At 44.9% G+C, this 25313-nt stretch carries 26 protein-coding genes, 1 tRNA gene and 1 pseudogene; 21 read left to right on the forward strand and 7 right to left on the reverse strand.

Annotated elements, in window-relative coordinates; genetic code table 11:
* The first annotated feature begins 284 nt into the window (after nt 1-284).
* The 15 genes and pseudogenes from cydA (at nt 285) to MD535_RS11105 (ending at nt 14505) form a co-directional block, all read left to right on the forward strand.
* Complete coding sequence (cydA, locus tag MD535_RS11035; protein WP_265675087.1) at nt 285-1871, forward strand: cytochrome ubiquinol oxidase subunit I; 1587 nt, start codon at nt 285-287, stop codon at nt 1869-1871.
* A 15-nt stretch (nt 1872-1886) separates the two neighbouring features.
* Complete coding sequence (gene cydB / locus MD535_RS11040; protein ID WP_265675088.1) at nt 1887-3023, forward strand: cytochrome d ubiquinol oxidase subunit II; 1137 nt, start codon at nt 1887-1889, stop codon at nt 3021-3023.
* Nucleotides 3024-3035: 12 nt separating this feature from the next.
* Nucleotides 3036-3134 (forward strand): annotated as a pseudogene (cydX, locus tag MD535_RS11045) (cytochrome bd-I oxidase subunit CydX); the annotation flags it as partial.
* 52 nt (nt 3135-3186) lie between these two features.
* Entirely contained in the window at nt 3187-3489 is a 303-nt protein-coding gene (ybgE, locus tag MD535_RS11050; protein ID WP_265675089.1) for a cyd operon protein YbgE, read from the forward strand.
* A gap of 315 nt (nt 3490-3804) precedes the next feature.
* Entirely contained in the window at nt 3805-4221 is a 417-nt protein-coding gene (gene ybgC, locus MD535_RS11055) for a tol-pal system-associated acyl-CoA thioesterase (RefSeq protein WP_279348259.1), read from the forward strand.
* The gene (gene tolQ, locus MD535_RS11060) at nt 4211-4897 is read left to right on the forward strand and encodes a protein TolQ (protein WP_265675090.1); all 687 of its coding nucleotides are present in this window, start codon (nt 4211-4213) and stop codon (nt 4895-4897) included. The genes ybgC and tolQ overlap by 11 nt, the downstream gene beginning before the upstream one ends.
* Nucleotides 4897-5340, forward strand: coding sequence for a protein TolR (gene tolR, locus MD535_RS11065; RefSeq protein WP_250617072.1), 444 nt, complete (start codon nt 4897-4899; stop codon nt 5338-5340). The genes tolQ and tolR overlap by 1 nt, the downstream gene beginning before the upstream one ends.
* 13 nt (nt 5341-5353) lie before the next feature.
* Nucleotides 5354-6337 carry a cell envelope integrity protein TolA gene (gene tolA, locus MD535_RS11070; RefSeq protein WP_265675091.1) on the forward strand — a complete coding sequence of 328 codons (984 nt, stop codon included), beginning with the start codon at nt 5354-5356 and terminating at the stop codon, nt 6335-6337.
* A gap of 36 nt (nt 6338-6373) precedes the next feature.
* Nucleotides 6374-7702 (forward strand): Tol-Pal system beta propeller repeat protein TolB, encoded by a 1329-nt coding sequence (gene tolB / locus MD535_RS11075; RefSeq protein ID WP_279348262.1) that lies wholly within the window; start codon nt 6374-6376, stop codon nt 7700-7702.
* Nucleotides 7703-7732: 30 nt separating this feature from the next.
* Entirely contained in the window at nt 7733-8254 is a 522-nt protein-coding gene (gene pal, locus MD535_RS11080; protein WP_265675093.1) for a peptidoglycan-associated lipoprotein Pal, read from the forward strand.
* Nucleotides 8255-8283: 29 nt separating this feature from the next.
* Nucleotides 8284-9069 carry a tol-pal system protein YbgF gene (gene ybgF / locus MD535_RS11085; RefSeq protein WP_265675094.1) on the forward strand — a complete coding sequence of 262 codons (786 nt, stop codon included), beginning with the start codon at nt 8284-8286 and terminating at the stop codon, nt 9067-9069.
* A gap of 322 nt (nt 9070-9391) precedes the next feature.
* Nucleotides 9392-10453: a quinolinate synthase NadA gene (gene nadA, locus MD535_RS11090; protein WP_265675095.1), complete on the forward strand. Its 1062-nt coding sequence runs from the start codon at nt 9392-9394 to the stop codon at nt 10451-10453.
* A gap of 188 nt (nt 10454-10641) precedes the next feature.
* The gene (locus tag MD535_RS11095) at nt 10642-11676 is read left to right on the forward strand and encodes a potassium channel family protein (RefSeq protein ID WP_265675096.1); all 1035 of its coding nucleotides are present in this window, start codon (nt 10642-10644) and stop codon (nt 11674-11676) included.
* Nucleotides 11677-12013: 337 nt separating this feature from the next.
* Nucleotides 12014-13315, forward strand: coding sequence for a BamA/TamA family outer membrane protein (locus MD535_RS11100; RefSeq protein WP_265675097.1), 1302 nt, complete (start codon nt 12014-12016; stop codon nt 13313-13315).
* 245 nt (nt 13316-13560) lie between these two features.
* Entirely contained in the window at nt 13561-14505 is a 945-nt protein-coding gene (locus tag MD535_RS11105) for a hypothetical protein (RefSeq protein ID WP_265675098.1), read from the forward strand.
* An 88-nt stretch (nt 14506-14593) separates the two neighbouring features.
* On the opposite strand, the gene MD535_RS11110 is transcribed toward MD535_RS11105, so the two are convergent.
* Nucleotides 14594-15163 carry a UPF0149 family protein gene (locus tag MD535_RS11110; protein WP_265675099.1) on the reverse strand — a complete coding sequence of 190 codons (570 nt, stop codon included), beginning with the start codon at nt 15161-15163 and terminating at the stop codon, nt 14594-14596.
* Nucleotides 15164-15360: 197 nt separating this feature from the next.
* Between MD535_RS11110 and MD535_RS11115 the strand changes: the two genes are divergently transcribed.
* The 5 genes from MD535_RS11115 (at nt 15361) to MD535_RS11135 (ending at nt 20548) form a co-directional block, all read left to right on the forward strand.
* The gene (locus MD535_RS11115; protein WP_265675115.1) at nt 15361-17556 is read left to right on the forward strand and encodes a hybrid sensor histidine kinase/response regulator; all 2196 of its coding nucleotides are present in this window, start codon (nt 15361-15363) and stop codon (nt 17554-17556) included.
* Nucleotides 17557-18017: 461 nt separating this feature from the next.
* Nucleotides 18018-18467, forward strand: coding sequence for an L-alanine exporter AlaE (locus MD535_RS11120; protein WP_265675100.1), 450 nt, complete (start codon nt 18018-18020; stop codon nt 18465-18467).
* 139 nt (nt 18468-18606) lie between these two features.
* A tRNA-Ser gene (locus tag MD535_RS11125) sits at nt 18607-18694 on the forward strand.
* A gap of 313 nt (nt 18695-19007) precedes the next feature.
* Nucleotides 19008-20240: a tyrosine-type recombinase/integrase gene (locus MD535_RS11130; protein ID WP_265675101.1), complete on the forward strand. Its 1233-nt coding sequence runs from the start codon at nt 19008-19010 to the stop codon at nt 20238-20240.
* A 116-nt stretch (nt 20241-20356) separates the two neighbouring features.
* Nucleotides 20357-20548, forward strand: coding sequence for a helix-turn-helix transcriptional regulator (locus MD535_RS11135; protein ID WP_265675102.1), 192 nt, complete (start codon nt 20357-20359; stop codon nt 20546-20548).
* A 46-nt stretch (nt 20549-20594) separates the two neighbouring features.
* Here MD535_RS11135 and MD535_RS11140 read toward each other — a convergent pair whose 3' ends face one another.
* Nucleotides 20595-21638 carry a hypothetical protein gene (locus tag MD535_RS11140; RefSeq protein WP_265675103.1) on the reverse strand — a complete coding sequence of 348 codons (1044 nt, stop codon included), beginning with the start codon at nt 21636-21638 and terminating at the stop codon, nt 20595-20597.
* A gap of 397 nt (nt 21639-22035) precedes the next feature.
* Here MD535_RS11140 and MD535_RS11145 point away from each other — a divergent pair, with 397 nt between their 5' ends.
* Complete coding sequence (locus tag MD535_RS11145; RefSeq protein ID WP_265675104.1) at nt 22036-22692, forward strand: inovirus Gp2 family protein; 657 nt, start codon at nt 22036-22038, stop codon at nt 22690-22692.
* A 37-nt stretch (nt 22693-22729) separates the two neighbouring features.
* Here the strand turns inward: MD535_RS11145 and MD535_RS11150 are convergent, their stop codons facing one another.
* The 5 genes from MD535_RS11150 to MD535_RS11170 form a co-directional block, all read right to left on the reverse strand.
* Nucleotides 22730-23446 carry a lecithin retinol acyltransferase family protein gene (locus MD535_RS11150; protein WP_265675105.1) on the reverse strand — a complete coding sequence of 239 codons (717 nt, stop codon included), beginning with the start codon at nt 23444-23446 and terminating at the stop codon, nt 22730-22732.
* Between the two features lie 17 nt (nt 23447-23463).
* A complete protein-coding gene (locus MD535_RS11155; protein WP_265675106.1) occupies nt 23464-24024 on the reverse strand; it encodes a tyrosine-type recombinase/integrase in 561 nt (186 codons plus the stop codon).
* Nucleotides 24025-24228: 204 nt separating this feature from the next.
* The gene (locus tag MD535_RS11160; RefSeq protein ID WP_265675107.1) at nt 24229-24669 is read right to left on the reverse strand and encodes a DUF2787 domain-containing protein; all 441 of its coding nucleotides are present in this window, start codon (nt 24667-24669) and stop codon (nt 24229-24231) included.
* 53 nt (nt 24670-24722) lie between these two features.
* Entirely contained in the window at nt 24723-25178 is a 456-nt protein-coding gene (locus MD535_RS11165) for a DUF2787 family protein (protein WP_265675108.1), read from the reverse strand.
* Nucleotides 25175-25313: JAB domain-containing protein (locus tag MD535_RS11170; RefSeq protein ID WP_279348264.1), on the reverse strand; the 139-nt coding region annotated here is incomplete at its 5' end. The genes MD535_RS11170 and MD535_RS11165, both read right to left, overlap by 4 nt.

Genomic DNA, 25313 nt, shown 5'->3' on the forward strand with positions numbered 1-25313 from the left:
CAAAATTGATCTGTGTCATTGTGATTAAAGATTGTACAATCAACTCCTTGTCTTTATTGATGTAAATCAAAGCACGTTACTAAATAAACCTTTTGAAACTGATTTAATTTAGCAGTAATATTAGCGGCAGCTATATTAGCGCAAGCTTAACAAATAACTAACCATTAGGGTACATATTCGCAACAAGGATGATGCCAAGTCTCAACAAGTTTAATGTGAATTAAACAGTCATCCTTGCCGCTTAATATAAAACGTGTCTTTCAGCCGACACAAAAGGAGTTACCATGATAGATGTAGTGGAGCTGTCGCGATTGCAATTTGCACTCACGGCGATGTATCACTTCTTATTCGTTCCATTGACACTCGGTATGGCGTTTCTTCTCGCTATAATGGAGTCTCTTTATGTAATGACCGACAAGCAAATCTACAAGGACATGACAAAGTTCTGGGGTAAGCTATTCGGTATTAACTTTGCACTTGGTGTTGCCACCGGTTTAACCATGGAGTTCCAATTTGGAACAAACTGGTCGTACTATTCTCACTATGTGGGGGATATCTTCGGTGCGCCACTTGCCATAGAAGCACTGGTTGCCTTCTTCCTAGAGTCCACTTTTGTCGGTCTTTTCTTCTTTGGCTGGGATAGGCTATCTAAACGTCAACACTTAGCAGTAACTTGGCTAGTGGCGTTGGGTTCAAACTTTTCTGCATTGTGGATTCTGGTCGCTAATGGCTGGATGCAACACCCTGTTGGCGCAGAGTTTAACTTTGAAACCATGCGTATGGAAATGGTTAGCTTCGCAGAAGTGGTTCTTAACCCAGTTGCGCAAGTGAAGTTTGTTCATACCGTTGCATCGGGTTATACCGCAGGCGCAATGTTCGTCCTTGGTATCAGTTCATACTACATGCTAAAAGGTCGCGACATGGCATTCGCTCGTCGTTCTTTTGCCATTGCTGCCTCTTTTGGTATGGCTTCAATTTTGTCTGTAATCGTACTGGGTGATGAGTCTGGCTACGAGCTTGGTGATGTTCAAAAAGTGAAATTGGCTGCAATTGAAGCGGAATGGCACACTGAACCAGCACCGGCGGCATTCACCTTGTTTGGACTACCAAACCAAGAAAAAATGCACACCGACTTTGCCGTTAAGATCCCCTACGTGATGGGTATTATTGCGACGCGTTCTATTGATACGGAAGTAACAGGCCTACGTGATCTCCGTGAAGAGCACGTCGACCGCATTCGTACCGGTATGTACGCCTACGACCTACTTGAAAAACTTCGTGCCGGTGATCGTTCTGACGAAAACCTTGCAGCATTTGATGAAGTGAAACAAGACCTCGGTTACGGCTTATTGCTTAAGCGCTATACCGACAATGTTGTTGATGCCACTGAAGATCAAATTCAAGCGGCGGCTGATGACTCAATCCCGACAGTTTGGCCATTATTCTGGTCGTTCCGTATCATGGTAGCGTGTGGTTTCATCATGCTATTCATCTTCGGTGCTGCGTTTGTTCAAACTTGCCGTCAGAAAATCAACCAAAAACCATGGCTTCTTAAAGCCGCGTTATTTGGTATGCCACTACCTTGGATTGCTATTGAAGCTGGTTGGTTTGTCGCCGAATACGGTCGTCAGCCATGGGCGGTGGGTGAAATACTGCCTACTCATGTTGCCGCTTCCGCGTTAACCATGAGCCAACTATGGACATCATTGTTTGCCATTATCGCGCTCTACACCGTGTTCTTAATTGCCGAAGTTTATCTAATGGTGAAATTCGCTCGTAAAGGACCAAGTAGCTTAAAGACGGGTCGTTACCACTTCGAACAGAATGCAAATTCGGTTGAAGATAAAGTTAGCCGTCAAGTAGAAGCGTAAGCAGGGAGAAAAAGAATGTTTGATTACGAAATCTTACGATTTATCTGGTGGGTATTAATTGGCGTGTTATTTGCTGGTTTTGCTATCACCGATGGTTTCGATATGGGTGTGGGTGCCCTAGTACCTGTGATCGGTAAAACGGATACACAGCGTCGTGTCATGATTAACTCTATTGCACCACACTGGGACGGCAACCAAGTTTGGCTAATTACCGCTGGTGGCGCTCTATTTGCGGCTTGGCCTCTTGTTTACGCAACGTCATTTTCAGGTTTCTACTTGGCAATGATCTTAACGCTAGCGGCGTTATGGCTGCGCCCACTGGGTCTTGATTACCGGTCAAAAATTGAAGATCCACGCTGGCGTAACACTTGGGACATCGCGATCTCAATTAGCGGCTTCGTTCCTCCGCTTATCTTTGGTGTGGCGTTTGGTAACTTGCTACAAGGGGTGCCGTTCCAACTTAACGACTTCATGATGTCTACCTATCATGGTTCGTTCTTTGGATTGCTCAACCCGTTTGCGTTGCTTTGTGGCTTGGTCAGTGTGTTTATGATCATTTTGCAAGGCTCAACATGGTTGCAAATGAAAACCACCGGTGATGTTCACATGCGAGCGCGTAATGTGGCTCAAATGATGGGTCTATTGGTTGTTGCAGCGTTTGTTGCCGCAGGCTTCTGGATTCAAACCCTTGAAGGTTACGTTATTGTCAGTGCTATCGACACTGCAGCGGCGTCGAACCCTCTTAATAAAGAAGTGATCCGTGAAGCGGGCGCTTGGATGAACAACTTCGAAACTTACCCGCTGCTTTGGATCGCTCCAGCTCTGGGTATTGTAATGCCACTGCTTGCGGTGCTTGCGTCACGTTTTGAAAAATGTGCATTAGCGTTTGTTTCATCGAGCCTAGCGAACGGCGGTATTATTTTTACTGCAGGTTTTGCTATGTTCCCATTTGTTATGCCAAGCAGCCTAAACCCAAATCAAAGCCTGACTATGTGGGATTCAACATCAAGTGAATTGACGTTGAACCTGATGACGGGTGTTGCGTTTGTTATGGTGCCAGTGATCCTTAGCTACACAGCTTGGACTTACTACAAAATGTTTGGTCGTCTTGATGACAAGTTCATCGAAGAAAACAAAAACTCACTTTATTAAGGAGCACATAGAATGTGGTATTTTGCTTGGATTTTAGGTGTGCTTCTCGCGTGTGCTTTTGGCATCATCAACGCTTTGTGGTTAGAACATCGCGAAATGATGGATGAAGATGAAGCTGTCGACCAAAATGGTAAACAGATAAAGAAAGATACGGACAAAGACAGTGAGTAATCTCAACGAGACGTTTACGAATGCACATAAGTGGCTAGATAAAACGTGGTTAAAGGCCATAGCATTGCTAATGGGATTTGCACATGTTGGACTATTTATGTGGCGGCCGGACGCCTATGCAGAACAAATTGGTGGCTTCACGCCACTCCTTGGGCTGGCTTTTGTCCTGTCCTTATGTTCGAGCATGGTGTACGGCGTAGGGTTTAAGCCAAGGCTTTGGGTCTGGCAAATTCTATTTAGCCCTTACATCTCGTTAACTGTGCTGAGTTACTTAACAGTAATGTACGTCTTATAAAGATAAAGCCCGAGCTAATGCTCGGGCTTTTGCGTGAATGGAAGCTCACTTAAGTAAGTAATGGATGTTTTCCCCTTGCGGTACTTTCGAATAGGGCAGTTTTATTTTATAAACGCAAGTGAAACGACAAATCTACTCACAACTTCTTCAGTTAAGTGTAAATTTTCGCACTTTATTCAAAAATTATTGTCAGCAGTAATAACAATTCGATCTTCTTACGTTATATTAAGGCACTTACGTTATATTTAGGCACTTGCGCTATATTAAGGCACTTACGCTATAGTAGGGCGTTGTTGTTTCTAGGAAATTATTAGTTTGATTGACTTACCTTCTTATTTTGAGTTCCCTGTCACCGTGTATTACGAAGATACCGATGCGGGGGGCGTGGTTTACCATTCCAACTACCTTAAGTTTTTTGAGCGTGCTCGGACAGAGTTACTTCGCAGCGTTGGAGTTAGCCAGAATTTGCTGTTAGCTGAGCATACCGGATTTGTTGTGCGCCATATGGATATCGACTTTGTTCAAGGTGCTCGGCTGGATGCTCATCTCACGGTAAAAACCGCCGTTTCGGAATTTAAGCGTGCTTCATTAACCTTTCAACAAGAAATAGTCGACGCGGAAGGTGTGACATTCGCGAAAGCACTGGTTAAAGTGGCATGTATTGATAATGTAAAAATGAAGCCGAAGGGCATACCTTCGTCAATCTTATTGGAGTTAAAACGTGAACGCTGAAATTTCGTTTCTGGACCTTTTTCTACAAGCGAGTTTGCTTGTTAAGCTCGTCATGCTGATTTTGCTTGGTATGTCAGTCGTATCATGGGCAATGATCATTAAGCGTAGCAAGGTGTTGACTCAGGCAACGAAAGACTCGGATAGCTTTGAAGACCGATTTTGGTCAGGTGCCGATCTTTCTGTTATTTACCAAGATGTAAAGAAGCGCAAAGATGACCTCTCTGGTACGGAAGAGATTTTCTACAGCGGCTTTACGGAGTTTTTACGTCTACGTAAATCGAATGCTGACTCTCCTGCGTTTATCATGGAAGGAACAGGGCGTTCTATGCGCGTTGCCGTTGCGCGTGAAGTCGATGATTTGGAAGTGAACCTGCCATTCTTAGCGACCGTGGGCTCTATCAGTCCATATATCGGCTTGTTCGGTACGGTATGGGGTATTATGCATGCCTTTATCGCACTCGGTGAAGTGAAGCAAGCGACACTAGCCATGGTCGCCCCTGGTATTGCCGAAGCGTTGATTGCAACGGCGATGGGTCTATTTGCTGCGATTCCAGCGGTAATGGCGTATAACCGACTCAGCACGAAAGTGGGCAAACTAGAGCATAACTACGCCACATTCTCTGAAGAGTTCCACTCTATCCTGCACCGCCAAGCAATGGCCGGTAAGGAACAGTAATGGCAGGCTATCAACCTAAAAAGAGAAAGCTGACCGCAGAGATAAACGTAGTGCCATACATCGATGTGATGTTGGTGCTGCTGATCATCTTTATGGTGACGTCACCTTTTGTGACACAAGGGGTTGATGTTGAATTACCGAAAACGTCAACCGCGAAGCCTGCTTCTGATTTAGCTGGAGATACAGAATCCAGCTTTATCATCGTTGAAGTCGATCGCGATGGGAATTTTGGACTGAGTGTGAACAACGAAGATGTTCAACGTGGGTTAAGCCTACAAGACATTATTGTCAGAGTGCGCGCCGAGCTTTCCATTAACCCTAATTCACCTGTAGCTGTGGGCGGCGATGCCGCAACACCCTATGCAGAAGTGGTTTTATTATTAGATGAATTGAGTCAGGCAGGGATACCAAAAGTTGGCCTACTGACCGATATCAGGGAATAGTCATCGCAGCAGTATGAAGAAAAATAATAAAAAGCAAGCCGCGCGCTACGGAAAGCCAATAACCATTTCTTTATTGGCACACGTGGTGTTGATCGTGGCTTTGCTCTGGGGCACGGATTTCACCATGAAAGAGGCTGAACCAACAGGTATGGTTCAGGCTGTTGTCATTGATCCTGCTCGCGTTCGCCAACAAGCGCAAGAAATTAGAAAACAGCGCGAAACTGCGGCGAAAAAAGAGCAAGACCGATTGGACAAACTGCGCCGTGAGAGTGAGCAATTAGAGCGAAACCGTAAAGCGGAAGAGGAACGAATTCGTAAGCTTAAAGTGCAGCAAGCCAAAGAGGCTCAAGCAACACGAGAAGCGGAAAAACGAGCGAAACGTGAAAAAGAACGCGCGGCAAAAGCGGAAGCGGAACGAAAAACTCAAGAAGCCGCAGTACGTAAAGCCGAACAAGAGCGCGTTGAACGAGAGAAAGCCGCGAAGGCAGCGCAAGAAAAAGCGCGTCTTGAAAAAGAAGCGGCTGAAAAGGCCGAGCGCCAGCGCATAGAGAAAGAACAAGCCGCGAAAGCAGCAGCAGAGAAAGCACGCAAAGAGCAAGAGCGCTTAAAGCAGCTTGAGCGTGAAAGACAAGAGCAAGAAGCGGCGATGAATGACATTTTTGCCGGGTTGGAAAGTGAGTCGGAGCAAAATACATCGGCGCGTTCTAACCATGTGACGTCTGAGCTGCAGCGAATGGGGGCAATTTACACCCAGTTGATTCAACAAAAACTGTTGCTAGAGGACAGTTTTCGGGGAAAGCAATGTCGAGTTAATTTACGCTTAATTCCAGCTGGCAATGGTGCGATTGCTGGTGAGGTAAAAGTGCTCGATGGTGATAGCCGGTTGTGCGCTGCAACGAGACGAGCGATTACACAAGTGGGTACTTTCCCGCTGACAAAAGAAGCCGACGTAAACGCGAAATTAAAGAACATCAATTTGACTGTAGTTCCAGAGTAAAAGGAAGAGCTTGTGATTAAGCGAATATTAATAGGAATGGCATTTTTGTTTAGCGTTACGACGCAAACCGCGAATGCCGCTTTAGAACTGGTCATTACTGACGGTATTGATTCAGCACGCCCAATCGCCATTGTGCCGTTTAAATGGACGGGTGAGGGGAAGTTGCCACAAGATGTCTCTGCGGTTATATCTTCTGACCTCCAGCGCAGTGGTAAATTTAGCCCCGTCGCCACCAGCAAAATGCCACAAACGCCGTATGATGCCGCAGAGATCGATTTTGAATCGTGGACACCAATTGGTGTGGATTCATTGCTGACGGGCACCATCACTAAGAAAGCCGATGGTAACTACGAAATTAGCTATCAATTAGTGGATGTGGTACGTGGTCAGTTAACCGGTGGTCAATCAAAAGCACTTAGCGATGATGGCCAGTTAGTATTGTCTAATGACCATGTGCTCTTTAAGAAGAAAGCGACCGTTCCAGCGAACCGTCTTCGTGAATATGCGCACCGAATTTCTGATTTGGTGTATGAAGAGCTAACGGGTGAGCGTGGTGCATTCTTAACACGCATTGCCTATGTGGTCGTGAACGATAAAGATCAGTATCCGTACCAAATGCGTATCGCCGACTATGACGGCTATAATGAAAAGCTTGTGCTTCGCTCAAAGCAACCACTCATGTCTCCAGCGTGGTCACCGGATGGAAAGCGTCTTGCTTATGTGAGCTTCCAAAACGGTCAAGCTGAAATCTTCATCATGAATATCTACACGGGTAAACGTGAAAAGATTACGTCATTCCCTCGTCACAATGGTGCGCCAAGATTCTCCTCTGACGGAAAATCTCTTGCAATCACTCTGTCGAAGACTGGGCAACTGCATGTATATACACTGAATCTTGAAACAAGAAAATTACGCCAAATAACTAGTGGTCGGTCAAATAATACAGAACCGTACTGGAAACCAGGTGGAAATTCCCTTATTTTTACGTCGGATAGGGGTGGTAACCCTCAGATTTATGAAGTAAATTTGTCTGACGGCAAAACAAAACGAATCACATGGCAGGGTAGTCAGAACCTTGGTGGGCAGATCACCCCCGATGGTCGTTACCTAGTGATGGTTAATCGTTCTAATTCTGGATTTAATCTTGCAAAACAAGACTTAGAGACAGGATCGGTACAGATCCTCACGAAAACACTGCTGGATGAGTCACCAAGCATCGCACCAAATGGTGGCATGGTGATATATAGCTCTATCTATAACAAGACTAACGTTCTTTCAATGGTTTCTATTGATGGACGATTTAAAGCTAGACTACCGGCAACAAACGGGCGTGTTCGAGCGCCTGCATGGTCCCCGTTTTTGTAGCAACTAAAATTTTAGGTTAAGGAAAAAACAATGCAACTAAACAAAGTTTTTAAGGGTTTGCTAATCGCACTACCAGTTCTTGCTATGACAGCTTGTAGTTCAAGTGACGACGCAGCATCTTCAACTGGCGCAGAAACAACGAATCAACAACAAGAAACAACCGTTGTGACTCCAATTGATCAAAACGCACAACTTTCTGAGCAAGAAATGAAAGAGAAAGCGTTGCGTGAAAACCAAACTATCTACTTTGCGTTTGATAACTCAACAATCGCAGGTGATTACGAAGATATGCTTGCAGCACACGCCGCATACCTAAGCAAAGACGCAGCACTTAAAGTGACTATCGAAGGTCACGCTGATGAGCGCGGTACTCCAGAGTACAACATCGCACTTGGCGAGCGTCGTGCACAAGCGGTTGCTAAATACATCCAAGCACTGGGTGTTCAAGCAGATCAAATCTCTATCGTGAGCTACGGCGAAGAGAAACCATTAGTTCTAGGTCAGTCTGACGACGCTTACGCGAAAAACCGTCGCGCTGTTCTAGTTTACTAATTTAAACGGCCACAGAGGTATTCACCTTTATGACAAGTAACATTAAGCGAGCAGTTACGCTTACGTTACTAGCCGGCGCAGCGAGCTCAGTGCTCGCTGCGAAAGCACCGGTTACCGACTTGAGCACTGCAACATCATCTTCAGCGACGGTTGCGTCTGTTGCATCAGCACACGCGGCGACCAACGAAACCGATATTCAACGTTTGGAGCGTTTGCTTCAAAACCGAAATCGAGTGCAGGCGCAAATGCAGCAGCAACTCGATGAAATGACACAAGAGATCTCCACACTTCGCGGTGAATTGGAACGAAACAGCTACAATATGGACCAAATGGTTCAGCGTCAGCGAGAGCTGTTTATCGAAATTGATAAACTTCGTTCCCAAGCGAGCGTAGCTGCGGTCGCACCTGCGGCTAAGGCGGCAGAATCAACGGGTAAATTTAGTACCAATGTTGATGAGCAAACGGCTTACCAAAACGCGGTTGATCTGATTTTGAAAAAACGCGACTACGCGGGCGCGATTGCCGCTTTCAAACAGTTTCAAAAAGACTATCCTGAGTCTACCTTCGCACCTAATACCCATTACTGGCTAGGCCAGCTGTATTTTGCCAAGCGCCAAGACAGCGAAGCTGAAGCGAGTTTTAAAGCCGTACTGGCGTTTAAGGACTCCAACAAGCGTGCAGATGCGTTAGTGAAGTTAGGTGATTTAGCCAAGCGCGGCAACAATGCCACACAAGCGAAACAATACTACCAACAGGTAGTGGATGAATATCCAGCCAGCTCTTCAGCTAAAGTCGCCAAGTCTAATTTGAAATAGACGCTGCCTGCCTTAGTGCCTCTAAGTTAATGGGGAGTACTAAGTTAATGGGTATTACTGAGTTAATAGGTATTACTAAGTTAATAGGTATCACTGAGTTAATCGGTATCACTGAGTCTATGGGCACGATTAAGTCAATTGGTGCCGTTAGGAACGAAAAAGAGAGCTCAACTGGGCTCTCTTTTTGCATCTATCTTAGAAATGCGTTGAACGCTTTGTGAACTATCGAAGCCACCATTGATATTCCTAGCATAATTTTGTCCTCTGGCGCATATCCGTGTACAATACTCGGATTATTTGCAAGTAGCATAGAGCACCCGCTATGAGCCACATCTTAGACTCAATTGATACAATCTACCCATTCCCTCCAAAGCCTGTTGTATTGACGGACAAGGAGAAAGCACAGCATATTGCAACAATTAAAACGTTGTTGCAGGAAAAGGATGCTGTCCTTATTGCCCACTACTATACCGATCCGGAAATCCAAGCGTTAGCTGAGGAAACAGGCGGATTTGTGGGTGACTCTCTAGAAATGGCCAAGTTTGGCAACCGCCATTCAGCCTCTACGCTGATTATTGCTGGCGTTCGTTTTATGGGCGAATCTGCAAAAATTCTCACTCCAGAAAAACGCATTCTAATGCCGACCTTAGAAGCGGAATGTTCATTAGATTTAGGTTGTCCTGAAGACAAGTTTTCTGCGTTTTGTGACGCGCACCCAGACCATACGGTTGTGGTTTATGCCAATACCTCCGCTGCGGTAAAAGCTCGCGCAGATTGGGTTGTCACATCCAGTATTGCTTTGGAAATTGTTGAGCACCTAGACGCGGAAGACAAGCCAATCATTTGGGGACCAGACCGTCACCTAGGCTCTTACATCGCCAACCAAACCGGTGCGGATATGCTGTTGTGGCAAGGCGAGTGTATTGTTCACGATGAATTCTCGGCAAAAGCACTAAAAGACATGAAGTCGGTTTACCCAGAAGCGGCAATTTTGGTGCACCCAGAATCACCAGCCAGCGTGGTTGAACTAGCGGATTGTGTAGGCTCTACCAGCCAGTTAATTAAAGCGGCAAAAGCGCTACCCAATAAGCAACTGATCGTCGCGACTGATAAAGGCATTTTCTTTAAGATGCAACAATTGGTGCCAGAGAAAGAGCTGATTGAAGCACCAACCGCTGGCGCTGGCGCCACGTGTCGAAGCTGTGCGCATTGCCCTTGGATGGCAATGAATGGCTTAAAAGCGATTGAAAGTGCATTAACCGAAGGCGGCGAAGAACACGAAATCTTTGTTGATGAAGCCGTTCGCGTGAAATCACTGATCCCGCTTAATCGCATGCTTGATTTTGCAGAGCAGCTGCAATTGCAGGTGAAAGGCAACGCGTAGCCTTTCATCAGTAATTTGTGATCGAATTTTAAATAAACCAGCCATTTGGCTGGTTTTTTCATATATGCTTATAAGAACGCCATTCAGCATGGTTATGCTAATGGCGAGTTTAATCGCAGTTAAGTTAATAGAAGTACATTAATAACGGTTACGTTAAGAATAGCTTTCCGACACAAGTAAGGAACACTGTGGTCATTTGGTTGCAACTAAGAAAATGGTTTCATTCTCATTTATTTGAACTCAAGCTGAGAAGCCTTGCGACCCTATTAGGGCTGTATGTGCTGCTTTCCTGGGGGCTGTTGTGGTTGAGTGGAGAAACCGACCTCACCGTACCTATTTCCCAGTTTGTATATTTTATGATTGTGACGGCCTCGACAGTGGGGTACGGCGATCTGTCGCCAAGTACCGAGCCTGGTCGCTGGGTAACCGTCCTTTTTATTATCCCTGGTGGTCTTAGCTTGTTCGCCGCTTTACTCGGACGATTAGCGGCATTAGGGCTTGATTATTGGCGCTCAGGACAACTCGGTAGAAGGACAGTAAAAGTGGATCAACACATTTTAATTTTGGGCTGGAATGGACAGCGGACCATGCACCTTATTCGAATGCTTCAACACGAAGAGACGGGACGCAGGCCCATTGTCTTGTGTAGTCGTTCTGACATAGAGAACCCGTTACCCGGAGAGATAGAGTTTGTTAAAGTAAATAGCTATACCGACGGTCGCGAAATGGAGAAGACTAACATTGAGCAGGCGAGCTGCATTTTGATTGACAACCCGGAAGACGACATCACGTTGTCTGCGGCGTTGTATTGCGCCAATCGCAACCCAACCGCGCATTTATTGGTGTACTTTAAAGATGAAGCGCTGAGCGAGCTACTTAGCCAGCATTGCCCTAATTCTGAATGTATCCCGGCTGTGGGGGCGGAGATGTTAGCAAAGGCTGCTGTTGATCCCGGCTCAAGTGCATTACATCAAGAACTGTTGAGCTCGACTCGCGGTATGACACAGTATTCCACCCGCTACCCAGACAGCGCTACAGAAACCAGTGTAGAAGTGCTGTTCCAATGGATGAAGCGAGACTACCAAGCCACATTGATTGCCATTGATGACGGCGCCGGAATTGCGTTAAACCCCGATCTTACTCAAGCAGTACACGCAGGTTGCAAGCTATTTTATATTGCCGACGAACGTATTGAGGACTTTTCTTGGTCGTCGATTCGCTGACGCTAAGAGCCTGCTTTGAATTGTGGTTTCACCCCTTAGCCCTTTCCAATTCTACTCGTGATTGCGGTGGGGCAGCCCTGTGAAGGTAGCCGTTATTTTTCTTTGGTATTCTTTTCGCAGGAAGCGACAATTTCGAAGCAGGGCGTCGGATAGACGGCGGAGTGAAAAAGGTGGAATATATGCACTAATCATAAACACTCATTGCATGATAGTGATAACCATGGCCAATGTAAAAACCCAAAATATAACTTGATACAAATACCCATTCTGTTTATTATGCGCCCGTTTTTAATAATGAATGAACGTTCATTCATTTGCTTCTGGAATCATTAAATCTATGCGCGTACTTTCTTCGATTGTTTCCGTTACTTTGCTTACTGGCGCAATTTCCGCCCAGGCAGAAGAGACAGTCGCCATTCCTTCTTATGCACAACTGGCTATCGATAAAGCGTCGATGGAGTTTGAACCGGATCTCGCAACCGCGGAGAAAACCGTCGAATCTTATGATCAAGCCGTGGATCGCCTAAAGGACGAACCAGACAGTGACCGCTATGACGACACTATCACCGATTTAAAATACGGCAAAAAACATTATCAAGAAATCAATGGTATGCCGATGTTTAGCTTTTTGGGTGGCCCGGCTTATACACCCGAGCAGGGGTTGTTGGTTGCCGCTGGGGGATTGTACTCTTTCAAAACCACTCGTGAGCAAGAGCAGTTGCAACGCTCAAGTGTCTCCATGTTTGTCATTGGCAACTACGTCGATTCAGAAGTCGGTTATGGACTTCGTGCCAAACACTCTTTGTTTTGGAACAACAACGATATCCAGTTCGAAGGGGCGTGGAATGCGGGGACACAAAGTAAGCACTATTGGGGTGTTGGCTATGATGCGGCGCAAAACTTTGAATCTGGTGATGTGACCCAGTACAAAGCCACTGTGACCAACTATGAAGGGACCTTAACGTTCCGAGTGCATGATAACTGGTTTGCTGGGCCCGCACTGCGAGTCAACTACTTCAACCCTACAACCGTGCCCGATTCGGCGCTGCTTGATGAAAATTTTGCTGAGTTTAAAGACAAGCCATTTACTTGGGGGGTGGGCGCCACCTTGCAATATGACAGTCGCGATGTGGCTGTGAATGCATGGAGTGGGTCACTTTTCCGTACCGAGGCGCTGACATACAGCGAAGCCTTGGGTAGCCAGGCGGACTATGAAAAGTTGGACTTGGAATTTCGACATTTCTATAGCGTTGAAGAAGGTCGTGTGATCGCCCTTCTCAGCCAATACCAGCAGGCTTTTGGTGATGTACCTTACTATGATATGCCAGAGCTTGGTGGCGCTAGCTCTATGCGTGGCTACCATCAAGGCCAGTATCGTGACCGTGTGACGGCCGAAGTCACCGCTGAGTATCGCCATACCTTCCGTCGCAGTGGCGGCGGCTTGTCTGCTCATGGTATGACGCTGTGGAGTGGGGTAGGTGCGGTGGGTAATTCTGCGGAAGACTTAGCCGGGCACGCCATTCTATCTTACGGTGCAGGCTATCGTTACGAGCTGCAACCTAGAATGAACATCCGACTCGACTTAGGTATGGGTAAGCATGGCGCGGCATTTTATTTTAACTTTACAGAAGCGTTTTAACGTTACGGAAGCATCTTAACGTTACGGAAGCGTCTTAACGTTACAGATGCGTTTAAACCGCTCATGAGTCATGCCTAATGAGTTGTTAAGCATGATAGGGGCACTTACTCTTTTATTCGTTTAAGTGCCTTACTCATGTACATACCTAATTAATTTACAATGATTGCCAATCAAGCCCTTCGTTAAGTGAAGTGCTTATGGCTTCTTACCACCAATATTTAACCCCTAAAACTGGAACACCTATTTTGATTAGATTACTAACCATTATGATAGTGCTTTGTGCTCATACCGTATTTAATACCGTTAAGGCCGCAGGCAGTGAGTTAATAGAACAAGTCGAAAGAGAAAAAAACCAAGCGCATTGGAGCGGCTTACCGATTTGGGGGGAGCAAGTTCGTGAAATGGGCTATGAGTTACCTATTCCTGTTGGTTTTGGCGTGTACATGAACTCGCAGGATGTGGAATACATCGCGACCGATGACTTTAAAATTGACGCGACAGGTGGCGTGCTGGGCGGCTTTGGTAAGCCTGCTCATTACGTGGTGCCGGCTGATGATGTTGCTATCAAAGGAACCGATAAGAGCGTTCAATTGCGAGCCGATGCTTGGGTATTTCCATTTCTCAACATATATGGCTTGGCGGGTTATACAGAAGGCAATAAAGAGATCAGTGCTGACTTATCGAACGCGACTCGCAATGGCAAACCGTTTGGCGTGCCCGCGACGATTCCAATTAATATCGAATATCAAGCCTACAACCTTGGTATTGGTGCCGTAATTGCCACACAAATCGACGTAATTGAGGGCATCAACCCCATTATTATCACCGCAGCGGGCGCAGTGACAAACGCTTGGACAACCACTACCGACAGTACTATTTTGACTAAAATTGGTTCGCTGCGAGTTGGACAACGTTATGATGTCCCGTATGGAAAACTGGCATTGTTATTGGGTTATCAGTATCAAAGTATCGAGCAAAACGTGACGGGTAGCTTAACCAACTTGCAAGTCGGCGGGATTAACCTTGCCGATGAATTGCAGTTCGACGTGGACTTAAAAAGCAAAGAAACCTCCAATATGTCACTGGCGGCGGTGTATGATTTTGGCTATGAAAAAGAATGGAATTTAATGGCGGAATACAGCTTTCTCAATTGGAATCAGCTGATTGTGGCAGTAGGGTATCGATTTTAGAGTGTGGCTTCTAGGGCGTAGAATGTCGTAAATAAAACAAGCGCGTTATATTACGCGCTTATTTTTGATTAAAGCCGCGGCAGCGAGACTATTGTTGCTCTGCCAAGACCGCGCCTTTCTGCGTGATGCCACACAGCATGATAGGCATGGCATTAAAGATCTCTTCGAACTGCTCTAACCCTTCAATACCTTGGGCTTGAAGCGTGGCAATGGAGGTTTCAGGATCAAACAGCATACTCAGTGACAACAAAACACCGCCCAATAGCGCATTGTCTTCGCTGTTCTCTGGCATCAACGTTTCCCAGTCATCACGCGCTAATTGCCAGCCTTGCAATACTCCTTCACAGAAATCTTTCGTCTGTTGAGACACAATCTCTGCTTCGTCTAATTGGCAGCCTTCTGGCCAAACCCACTCGCCATCAAGCAGTGCAGGGCGGTACGTGTTCCACAACGCAATGACGGCGTGCGCGTAGCTTTCCAGCTGTTCACCAGACGTGAACGGCGCCACTTCTTCACCGCCCCACAAGAACGGTAGCCATTCTTCTGGAGGTAAGGTATGAGGGGCAGAAGCCATAGATGCGACAAAACCTTGAGTTTGTGCTTCGTTCAATAGTTTTCCATCGAGTTCAGGAAGGGAAAGGATGTCTTTTAATGCCAAAATGATTTACCGTTAAGATGTAAATGATAGTTAATAGTAACAAGCTATCGGTTGATAAAGCTATAGGTCAATATCGTGATCGTCATATTATTCGTGGTAACAGCATAACCAAGACGCACAGACCTACCCATCCGTTGGTGATCGACGTTGTTAACTGTTACTCGCCCGCTCTACAACAAAGGACTGTTTCGCTCATTATGTTGATCCGAAAATCGTTGAAGAAGAAAAGCATCATTGCGCTAACGATCTATCTGGCCATCTTTATTGCTGTCTTCGGTAGCATTACTTATTGGGTAGTAGAGTCGCCAGTAAGACAGAAGCTGGAAGAAAATCTCGACCTTAAAAACGAGCTCCTTGCATCTGAAATGTCTGCTCCGATGCACAGTTCGGTTGGGGTGCTCAAAAGTGTGGTTGGGTTAGGGCAGGCCATTCAAGATACCCGCGCTTTAGATTCGTCTCTGCGGCAAATTTTCAAGCTTAATGATGGTATTGTTGTCAGTGGCGGTTTGTGGCCAGAACCTTTCTCTGTTAGCGCGAACGAGCGCTTCTCCAGTTTGTTTTATAACCGAACGGCCAATGGTGATGTGGATAAAATCGACCTTTGGAACAATCCCGAGGCGCAGGGTTACCATATAGAACCGTGGTACACCTCGGTTTCTGGAAAGCCAGTCAACACCGTAGCGTGGTCTGAAGTGTACATTGACCCCTACACGCATGTGCAAATGATTACGGCCTCTTCCCCGTACTATGTTGATGGCAGCTTTGCTGGGGTAGCCACCGTTGATCTCTCCTTAAATAATCTAATTCGCTTTGTGAAACGGAAGGCCCAAGAGCAAGATCTCGGCATTGTGGTGCGAGACGCCAGCAACCAGGTCATTACCGAATATAACTTTCGTGTTAGCCGAGACGTCTACACCAGCTCACGCAGTTTTGGGGATTTTAATTGGCACTTGGAAGTTGTTAACGCTCGCCGCCTAGTGGCAGATCAAGTGTTTGATATCGTAATGGGCGTAGAACGCGGCATCATTCCGGTGCTACTGATTTGTGTCATGTTTGGCTATTACCTAATTAATCAGTACTTAATAAAGCCTATCGCCATTATCGCCAAAAAAGCCGATGCATCACGTCAAGGCGGCAATATAGACATGCAATATGACAGCCCGGATGAAATTCGCTACCTGATTGATTCCTTTAACCAAAAGACGGTCTATCTTGAACAAGAGCGTATTAAAGCCCAAGCATCTACCAAAGCGAAAACCGCGTTTCTTGCGACTTTATCACATGAAATTCGCACGCCAATGAATGGCGTACTGGGCACCGCTCAGCTGCTACTTAAATCCGATCTCACCATAGAACAACGTAAGCACTTAAAAACACTTTATGGCTCTGGCGAGCATATGATGGCGCTGCTGAATGAAATACTCGACTACTCCAAAATTGAACAAGGCCATCTTGAGCTAGAGAAAAGCCCGTTTCCGCTTAGTTCTATCATTGGCAGCATTCACAGTGTGTACCACACCTTGTGTAATGAAAAAGGGCTGATATTTAATGTACATTCTGACGTCGATGAATCACGTTGGTATGAAGGTGATAAAGCGCGCTTAAGACAAGTGCTGTTTAACCTTTTAAATAATGCTGTGAAGTTTACATCCGAAGGCCAGGTGGACGTGTACTTTAGTGAAGTGACTAAAAACGACAAAAACCAACTCAAAATTAGAGTCAAAGATACAGGCATTGGTATTTCAGATCACGCGCAATCGCGAATATTCAAACCCTTTGAACAAGCAGAATCCAGTACGACACGCCGATTTGGTGGTACAGGGCTTGGGCTGGCAATTGTTCGGGAAATTGTAGGCGGTATGGATGGTAATATTGTTCTCACCAGCCAAGAGGGACAGGGAACACAATTTGATATTACCTTGCAACTAGATTGTTGCGAGCCACAAGCTTCGGCGATTCATGTTGAAAGAAAGCTCGATTACCGCGGGTTGAATGTGTTGATAGTGGAAGACAACCGCACCAATACCATCATTATCGAGACTTTCATGCGTAGAAAAGGCTTTACCACTCATAGCGTAGAGAACGGCGAGCTTGCATTGTCAGCCATTACCGAACGCCAGTATGACTTAGTGTTAATGGATAATCACATGCCAGTAATGGATGGTGTGGCCTCTATTTCTGAGATCCGTCATATGGATGGCCCAGAAAAAGACATACTCATCTTTGGCTGTACCGCAGACGTCTTTAAAGAAACCCGAGAGCGCATGTTAGCGGCAGGCGCAGACTTTATCGTGGCAAAACCTATCGACGAGCGCGTATTAGATGATGCGCTGTATCAGTACGCTGGTAAGCTATTTCAATACCAGAGCACGACGCACTCACCAGCCTCCTGAACTCAAACCTCCCAAACTTCAAACTAACCATTATCCGCTAGAGGGCGAACCTCTAGCGGTGCTCCCATGCTTATATGTGCGCTTGCTATTCCTTTCTCTTTTTATAGATAACGCGTCATAAACATAAATGACGTGCTGCTAGCCGCTGATGACGAGATAACACACAAATATCATACGGGATGCAACGCCCTTTCTGGTATTTAAGTTACCAAACCATCGCGCCAACTGCCTGATTGTAGGTTGGAAATCACCATTGTGTAGTAAAATTACGTAATCTAGTGCTTTAATCTAACTAACCCTTAGTTATTGGTGATTAATTTACTATTTAACTTTAAATACGGAATGTAAAACTAATAATTTGGTGGTTTAATAGCGTGAATTGCTAGTCTACTGTTTATGTCTAGCTTATTGGTTTGGTTGTACCTAAATTTATTAGGTAATTATTCTGTAGGAAAGAAGCGGTGAAACCTAAAGCTCCATTTTGTCTTCGCAACGCAGCAGCAGATACGTTTGCTATGGTTGTATTTTGTTTTGTGTCGGGCATGCTTATTGAAGTACTTGTGTCGGGTATGACGTTTGAACAATCGCTAGCATCGCGTTTACTGTCTATCCCCGTTAATATTGCCATCGCCATGCCATACGGCCTGTTTCGTGATTGGGCATTAAAGCAAGGTGCGAAAGTATCGAATTCAGGCTTTATGAAAGCCACCGCTGACCTTATCGCTTACGTGGCATTCCAATCGCCAGTGTACGCCGCGATTTTGTTGACAGTTGGCGCATCCACCGAGCAAATCATTACCGCGGTATCGAGTAATGCTTTGGTGTCTTGTGGAATGGGCGTACTGTACGGTTACTTCTTAGATTACTGCCGACGTTGGTTCCGCGTACCGGGTTACTACCACGGCGCGTAATCGCCGAACATTTGATCGAATTAAACAGAAAGTAGGCAAACAATTAAAAAAGAGCGCTTTTTTCCAAGTTTAGGGTTGACCAAGGCACGGATAATCATTAAATTAGCGCTCGTTGGCCAGCAAGGCTGACAAACAAAACGGTGAGTTGTCCGAGTGGCTGAAGGAGCACGCCTGGAAAGTGTGTGTACGGCAACGTACCGAGAGTTCGAATCTCTCACTCACCGCCACATTCAAGTTTAAAGACGTCTCAGGACGTCTTTTTTCTTATCTGAAACTTATCAAAATCAATCAGTTATGATTCCGTAGCATCCCATAATGTTCCGTAAAAGCCTTTGTTTTTCGTAATACCTAAAGTAATACCCAGTATTCCTATCTAGTGCTAGTATTACTTTAGAGCATAAATTCAGGCATTACTTTGTTGTTACTTTTTCCACCAGCATGATCTATAACTTAATGTAATTTAATTAGTTATCAGGCCATAAGTAATACCTAGATCTCCCAATGTTTATGCTCGTACCAGGTATTACTTGAGGGACCAAAATGGCGAATAATCTAACGGCAAGGCAAGTCCAAACGGCAAAACCGAAAGATAAGCTTTATCGACTATCTGACGGTGGCAATCTTTACTTTTGTGTGCGTCCAAGTAACTCCCGTTCTTGGCAGTTTCGGTACAAGCGGCCTGGCCAAGATAAAATCACTTATCTCTCATTTGGTACCTACCCAGACGTAACTTTGGCAGAAGCGCGAGACAAAGCGCTTGAAGCTAGAAAGCTATTAGGTGATGGTATTGACCCCCAATTGGCTAAAGAAGAACAAAAAGCCAAAGCCATTGTTGAGCAAAATGCGACATTCCGTTTTGTTGCCGAGCAATGGAAGGCGACAAAAGAAGGGCAGCTCAAAGAGAAAACGCTCCATGGTAATTGGCGTAAACTAGAGCTGTATGCTTTTCCCAAGCTTGGCACCATCCCTGTTAATAAGATCACGGCGCCCATCGCAATAGCCGCTCTCCGACCAATTGAAAACCAAGGACTGCTCGAAACGGTTAAACGTACTGCACAGTTGATGAATGAGATCATGAATTACGCCGTGAATAGTGGGGTTATTCATGCCAATCCATTGTCGGGTATTCGTGATGTGTTTAAGAAGCATAAAGTGGTGCACATGAAAGCGCTACACCCTCATGAAATGCATGAGCTTATTCGCACGGTTGCTACAGCCAATATACAGCACGTCACGCGTTTTTTAATTGAGTGGCAGCTTCACACTATGGTTCGACCTAATGAGGCGTCTGGTGCTCGCTGGGAAGAGATTGATATGGAAAATCAGCTGTGGATCATCCCGAAAGAGCGCATGAAGATGAACCGGGAACATGTAGTTCCTCTAACGGCGCAAACTTTGGCAATCCTAGAGGCGATAAAACCGATTAGTGGCCATCGTGAATTTGTTTTTCCATCGAGCCGCAATCCTAAGGTACCCACTGATTCCGAGACTGCCAATAAAGCGCTTGGCAGAATGGGCTTTAAGGATAGAACGACTGCTCACGGCATGAGGGCACTTGCTAGTACCACACTCAATGAAAAAGGCTTTGATGCCGATGTGATTGAAGCGGCGCTGGCTCACACCGATAAGAACCAAATACGCAAAGCCTACAATAGAACCGACTACCTCGACTCTCGACGCCAACTCATGTCCTGGTGGAGTGAACATATAGAGAAATCAAGCTATGGAAGTTACAGTGTTACCGGAGGCAGTTACCTGCAGCAGGTTAACTAGTGGCTGGCTGCATGAGCGTTGGGGCGGCTCTAGTTGGATAGCCATAAGACATCGATACCAAATTTTTTCAGGCATATGTCATCAGAGTGAAATCTACTTATTGATGAGGTGTCACAATGCCAAATAAACCGATTCGTTTAATCCGCCTAAAAGAAGTACTCGCGATGACTGGGTTATCAAGATCTGGTGTGTATCGCTCTATAGAAAATCAGCAGTTCCCTAAGCAGGTATCGCTTGGTGATAGAGCTGTGGCCTGGGTCGAGTCTGAGGTTCAAGCCTGGTTAGTTGATCGGGTAGTTAGCCGCTAGCTCAACACAGATTGGAGAGTAGCTTTACTCTCCATTTTTTATAATTTTACAGTTTAGATGGCCCACCTGAATGTTCAAACTCAAGATCAATAAGTTTTTTTATAACCGCATTAATTTTTTCGTCTTTATTCTTGGCAAGCCAGTCTAAACGTTTATTAGTTCTCTCTGACATGGATATGCTTCTAGACTTCGTTCCTTTATTTTTATTTTGAAACTTTCTTTGATTCCACGCTGACCTGGCTTGATGAAATCTAGCTTCAGTAATATCATGATTGATTAAAAAGTAGTAATCGAAATGGGCATGAATTGCCGTGAATTCTTCACTATCATCAACTGGTTTCCATGATAGAGTGAAATTATTATATTTATTTGTGAAATATTTATTTATATATTTCGACTTGAGGCAACTGTCTTCAGTTAGCCATCGATGAAATTTTTCTATGCTACTGTTGCTTAATACTTCTTTCCAAGCATCTCGCAGTAGTGAAATTAAATATTTCTGGTTTTCTAGTGACACTTCACTATTTTTCAAGGCTAGTTTTATGGATGTTAATCGTTCGCTATGATTATCATTTAAGCTCTCTCTCGAAAATACATGAGGAGTTCTTATTAAATTGTGGCTTTTGATAAACTCATGATAATTTGGCTTTCGGTTGGTATTTGTAAGGGCTGACCTTGAGTCTTTAGGTGTGACTCTATATCCATTCGCACCTTCTAGTATGAATCCTCGGAAGTTGAATTCACCAGCCATTTTTTGCAAAAAGTGATAGGAAAATGCACAAGCTCTTTGGTTATCTTCTATCCATTGGTAAGCGCTATCTGGCAGTTGCTCTTCGTCGGAGAACTTGCTTTTAAGGTGCGTGGTCAATGGGTGCCTATCATCAAACTGGTTAGTATCTTTGCCTAATTTTTTGAGCACTTCTTCTGCTTTGGCATAAGTCACATTGAATAAGATGTCTCTTAAGTAATCTTCAGCTTCCCTCAAATTGCGAATACGATTAAGTTCCTCGCCACAATGCGACCCCAAGAGTAGATCTAACTCATGGGCATAAAAGAGACCCTCTCGCCAACTAACTAGCTGTAAATCCATTTGATTATTCCTTCAATTCAATCACACCATTGCTACATAAATTTACACTAAGCCACGAATAAATAACGTGTAATTATCACATAATTATTACGTAATTTTTAAGTAACGGATTTTCTATCATAATCCTCCGCTATAACGGGTTTCTAGTCAAAATGGTTGATTTATCCCAGCTTTTGTTGGAATTAATAACTCCAGAGTGAATCACACGGTGTTAGGTATCTGATTTCGCAATTGCTATAGAAGAGGGAATCACGTGACAGGATCGCGGTACCAGTGTTGGTATAGTTATATACATAGCTCTAAGTGAACATACCTTAGTATGATCACTTTACTTTATCTTCAACTAAAAAATTAATGCAGTTCATCACCTATGAATGAAAACCCATAGGAGAAAAAGATGAACGGTAACAACTTCAAAGGAATGCCAATACAAGGCAATTTAAATGACTACAATGTAAGGTACCTAGATCGGATACTAGACACGATGAATCATGCGTGTGATCAGAACAAACGTGTCTCTGCGGTAAGGGTTGACTTAAAGTTGCCGCAAGGTCCTCAAGACCTTGATTGCTTGAGTAGAGATGAGATAGTCAGTCATTGCCGATTTAGAGATAGGCTAATGTCTAGATTAATTGACTCGCTTAAGGCAAAAATAAAAGCAATGGACCGAAGATATCAACAAGTGAATAAAAGAGTTTATCCTACTAGTGTTCGATTTATTTGGTGTAGAGAACGTGATAGTTCTGAAAATGATCATTTCCATATGGCCCTATTATTTAACAAAGACAGATTTTATGCGTTAGGAGATTGGGGGAATAGAGAAAGCCTGTCAGGACTTATTATAGAGTCTTGGGCTAGTGCTCTTGGTTTGGAATTTGATAGTGCAATTGGCTTAGTGCATTTTTCTGAAAATGGTAGATATCATTTAAATGAAAATAGTCGAGAATTTAATAAACAATATTCTGCTCTTTTTTATCGACTAAGCTACCTAGCTAAAAAAGATACTAAGCACAGTGGAGAAAGAAAAAGAAACTTTGGTTGCAGTCAAAGATAATAAAATAGGCCAGGAGTCCCCTCTGGCCTTTATATGATTAATCCCAAATGGCATCCCAACACTTAAAAACAACATGCACAGGTGCAAACGCTGTGTCTATAACTGTTTCGGTGGTGCCATAAATTAATTCTCCAACGGCACCAGTAATATCTCCACTGCCTATTTTATCGGTAGTATTAGATATCGTTTTACCAGCGCCATTAATACATGACTCCAACGGTTTAGATACTAAATCACCAGGGGTACCAATGACAGTATTGACTCTGTCTGGAAGGCCAATGGCTTCACCAGCGCCCTTAGCGAGGGTAGAGCTGATGGTGACGATGCCAAGAGGCCCCTTTGCTACCTCAGCGGCTCCTCTGCCTAGCAGCCCAACACGCGCAGCGACATGCGCGCTTATGTGATAGTTGTCGGCTACTTGGGCAGATGTATGATGATCATCCAAGCAGTAGTTGACGAAGTGCTCGCAATTGTTGGTAAGAACATGGTAGCCCCGATAACCTAACTTGTTGTGTGCTTTGCTGACTGCACGTTTAGGGCTACTGGCGCGTCGCTTTATATGTAAGCTGCAACCATCACGAAAGTTATCTATGCAGTCGGTTGTAACCTCATCTAACTGAGCATTAAAGTGAATCACCATGTCATCACCGACATAAAGCCCATGATGTTTGGAGCCAACGTAACGAGTATATTGCTCGCTGGTGTTGTTGCTTATATCGACCACTAGGTGATCGCCAGGTTGTAAGTGTTCCATGATAGAACCTCTCTTAGTTACAGTTCGAGTGATACGAAGTCTTTGTCGACTTCATCTTGAGTGATACCGATATAACGAAGCGTCACGCCCTCTGAGGTGTGGCGTAGCATCTTCATCACACGACCGATATCCTTTGTGGATTGGTAGAGGAAGTAACCTCGTGTTTTGCGCATGGAGTGAGTACCTAACGCTAGCTTGAGTTCTTGCCCTACTTGTTGAAAGGCCAAAGACACCGCACGCCGAGAGATCGGCTGCGGCGGTTTATGTTTTAGTTGTTGGCATCGATGTGATTGAAATAGGTAAACATGGTCAGGGTGCTTCTCTCGCACTTTCGCAATGTGCTCCCGTGCTTTGGTGTTTAACTGGATGTTTGCCAGCTTGCCTGTTTTGCTTTCACGAATGATGAGCCGGTCATCATTAATGTCTTCAAAGCGGATAGAGAGTAAATCCGATATCCGCAGTGCCAGGTTTAAACCAATATGCCAAACATCAGCCATTTGCGGATTACAACGAATAGCCAGTAAATGGCCAATTAAGCGTATTGTGTCGTCGTCTTTGATCGCGTGGACCTCAGCCATAGTCTGCTTCCTTTTTTGTCTGTAGAAGGGTGTTTTGGGAAGCACAGAGAGGCCGACATCGGCAAACCCTTATGTAGCAAGGGTTCCAAGCTTCCCGTTTTAACAATATGGGAAGCAGCGATATCAGTACTCGCGTATGCTAGTGATTGTTGTTTGTTGAACGGGGATTTAGGTTGGTTTGTTGTCGTGGTGATTGAACGGGATTTAGTGGCTACTGACTTTGATTTCGTCATACGCACCCATGTCGACATAAGCGACAAAGTTGCTTTGCCACAATTTATACAACTCATTCACAGAAGATTGGCGAATGTTCTGCCATCCTCTGTAACGAGAAAATGCCATGCCATTCCCGATATCAAAATCTAGATCTCTTTCTAATTCTGGGTAGGGACCTCCGCAATAACTAAAGTCAGTGATGTACAAGATGGAATAGTGGTTCTCGCTTGTTTTGCTTAGTGCAATTTCTACGGGGTGATATCCGCCATTTTCTGCGCTGTAGCTCTTGTCTCGAAAGTTAATCGTCATGTGATCACTTTGCTTATCCCGATGTTGATATAGCTCTTGGCTTAAGCAGCGTTGGAACGCCTTAGATAAGGGCAAACTGGTAGGGCTGAAGGATATTGAGGTTAATGTTTTAACAGGCATAGGAGCTCCTAGGCGCCGTCTTACAGCGCATTTAAATTAATGAATAATTGGGGTTAATGTGTTGTTTGAGGTAGGGGCTTGATAACTGTAACTGCGAAGAAATCAAATGCACCGTTACGCAAAACGTTTACTAGCGACCGTTGCCATGACTGAAACAAGTCAATGACTTCAGGCTGGTTAAGGTCACACCGCTTAATGTCTGGTTGATAAAACCACTGGTGACTGAAATTAAAATTAAGCTCGACGTCTAATTCATTGCTGGTTTCATTAGGAAAGGCAAAGCTAGTCATTGTTGCGATCTTCCACGAATCCACAGTTGTTTTACGGAATAGGTGGATCTCTACAGGGTGGGCACCAGTTCTATTACTTCGATAGTGTGAATTACGAAAGTTAAGGGCAATTCGTTCTGCGTGCTCTGGGACTGCTGCTAAGTCAATTGAAGCCGAAATATAACTCTGTAGATTCTGTGAAAGGGAAATACATTCATAACGGGTAATAACACTGTTCATATCCATCCCCTTTCTGCAAAAGAGACGCACTCTTCACCGACGACAATATGGTCCAGCACTCGAACATCAATTAGTGCCAAGGCATCGATCAATCTGGTAGTAATGCGCCTATCAGCCCGCGATGGCTCAGGATCA

Origin of the sequence: Vibrio qingdaonensis (assembly GCF_026191675.1) — a bacterium.
Lineage (GTDB): Bacteria > Pseudomonadota > Gammaproteobacteria > Enterobacterales > Vibrionaceae > Vibrio > Vibrio qingdaonensis.

What these genes read in the sequence shown, in the direction of transcription:
- MD535_RS11100 (WP_265675097.1), top strand. Translation starts at nt 12,014, where the DNA reads ATGCGCGTACTTTCTTCGATTGTTTCCGTTACTTTGCTTACTGGCGCA.
- MD535_RS11145 (WP_265675104.1), top strand. Translation starts at nt 22,036, where the DNA reads ATGAACGGTAACAACTTCAAAGGAATGCCAATACAAGGCAATTTAAAT.
- MD535_RS11130 (WP_265675101.1), top strand. Translation starts at nt 19,008, where the DNA reads ATGGCGAATAATCTAACGGCAAGGCAAGTCCAAACGGCAAAACCGAAA.
- MD535_RS11155 (WP_265675106.1), bottom strand. Translation starts at nt 24,024, where the DNA reads ATGGCTGAGGTCCACGCGATCAAAGACGACGACACAATACGCTTAATT.
- MD535_RS11135 (WP_265675102.1), top strand. Translation starts at nt 20,357, where the DNA reads ATGCCAAATAAACCGATTCGTTTAATCCGCCTAAAAGAAGTACTCGCG.
- cydB (WP_265675088.1), top strand. Translation starts at nt 1,887, where the DNA reads ATGTTTGATTACGAAATCTTACGATTTATCTGGTGGGTATTAATTGGC.
- tolR (WP_250617072.1), top strand. Translation starts at nt 4,897, where the DNA reads ATGGCAGGCTATCAACCTAAAAAGAGAAAGCTGACCGCAGAGATAAAC.
- nadA (WP_265675095.1), top strand. Translation starts at nt 9,392, where the DNA reads ATGAGCCACATCTTAGACTCAATTGATACAATCTACCCATTCCCTCCA.
- MD535_RS11115 (WP_265675115.1), top strand. Translation starts at nt 15,361, where the DNA reads ATGTTGATCCGAAAATCGTTGAAGAAGAAAAGCATCATTGCGCTAACG.
- tolA (WP_265675091.1), top strand. Translation starts at nt 5,354, where the DNA reads ATGAAGAAAAATAATAAAAAGCAAGCCGCGCGCTACGGAAAGCCAATA.
- MD535_RS11140 (WP_265675103.1), bottom strand. Translation starts at nt 21,638, where the DNA reads ATGGATTTACAGCTAGTTAGTTGGCGAGAGGGTCTCTTTTATGCCCAT.
- MD535_RS11150 (WP_265675105.1), bottom strand. Translation starts at nt 23,446, where the DNA reads ATGGAACACTTACAACCTGGCGATCACCTAGTGGTCGATATAAGCAAC.
- pal (WP_265675093.1), top strand. Translation starts at nt 7,733, where the DNA reads ATGCAACTAAACAAAGTTTTTAAGGGTTTGCTAATCGCACTACCAGTT.
- tolB (WP_279348262.1), top strand. Translation starts at nt 6,374, where the DNA reads ATGGCATTTTTGTTTAGCGTTACGACGCAAACCGCGAATGCCGCTTTA.
- MD535_RS11160 (WP_265675107.1), bottom strand. Translation starts at nt 24,669, where the DNA reads ATGCCTGTTAAAACATTAACCTCAATATCCTTCAGCCCTACCAGTTTG.
- cydA (WP_265675087.1), top strand. Translation starts at nt 285, where the DNA reads ATGATAGATGTAGTGGAGCTGTCGCGATTGCAATTTGCACTCACGGCG.
- MD535_RS11165 (WP_265675108.1), bottom strand. Translation starts at nt 25,178, where the DNA reads ATGAACAGTGTTATTACCCGTTATGAATGTATTTCCCTTTCACAGAAT.
- ybgF (WP_265675094.1), top strand. Translation starts at nt 8,284, where the DNA reads ATGACAAGTAACATTAAGCGAGCAGTTACGCTTACGTTACTAGCCGGC.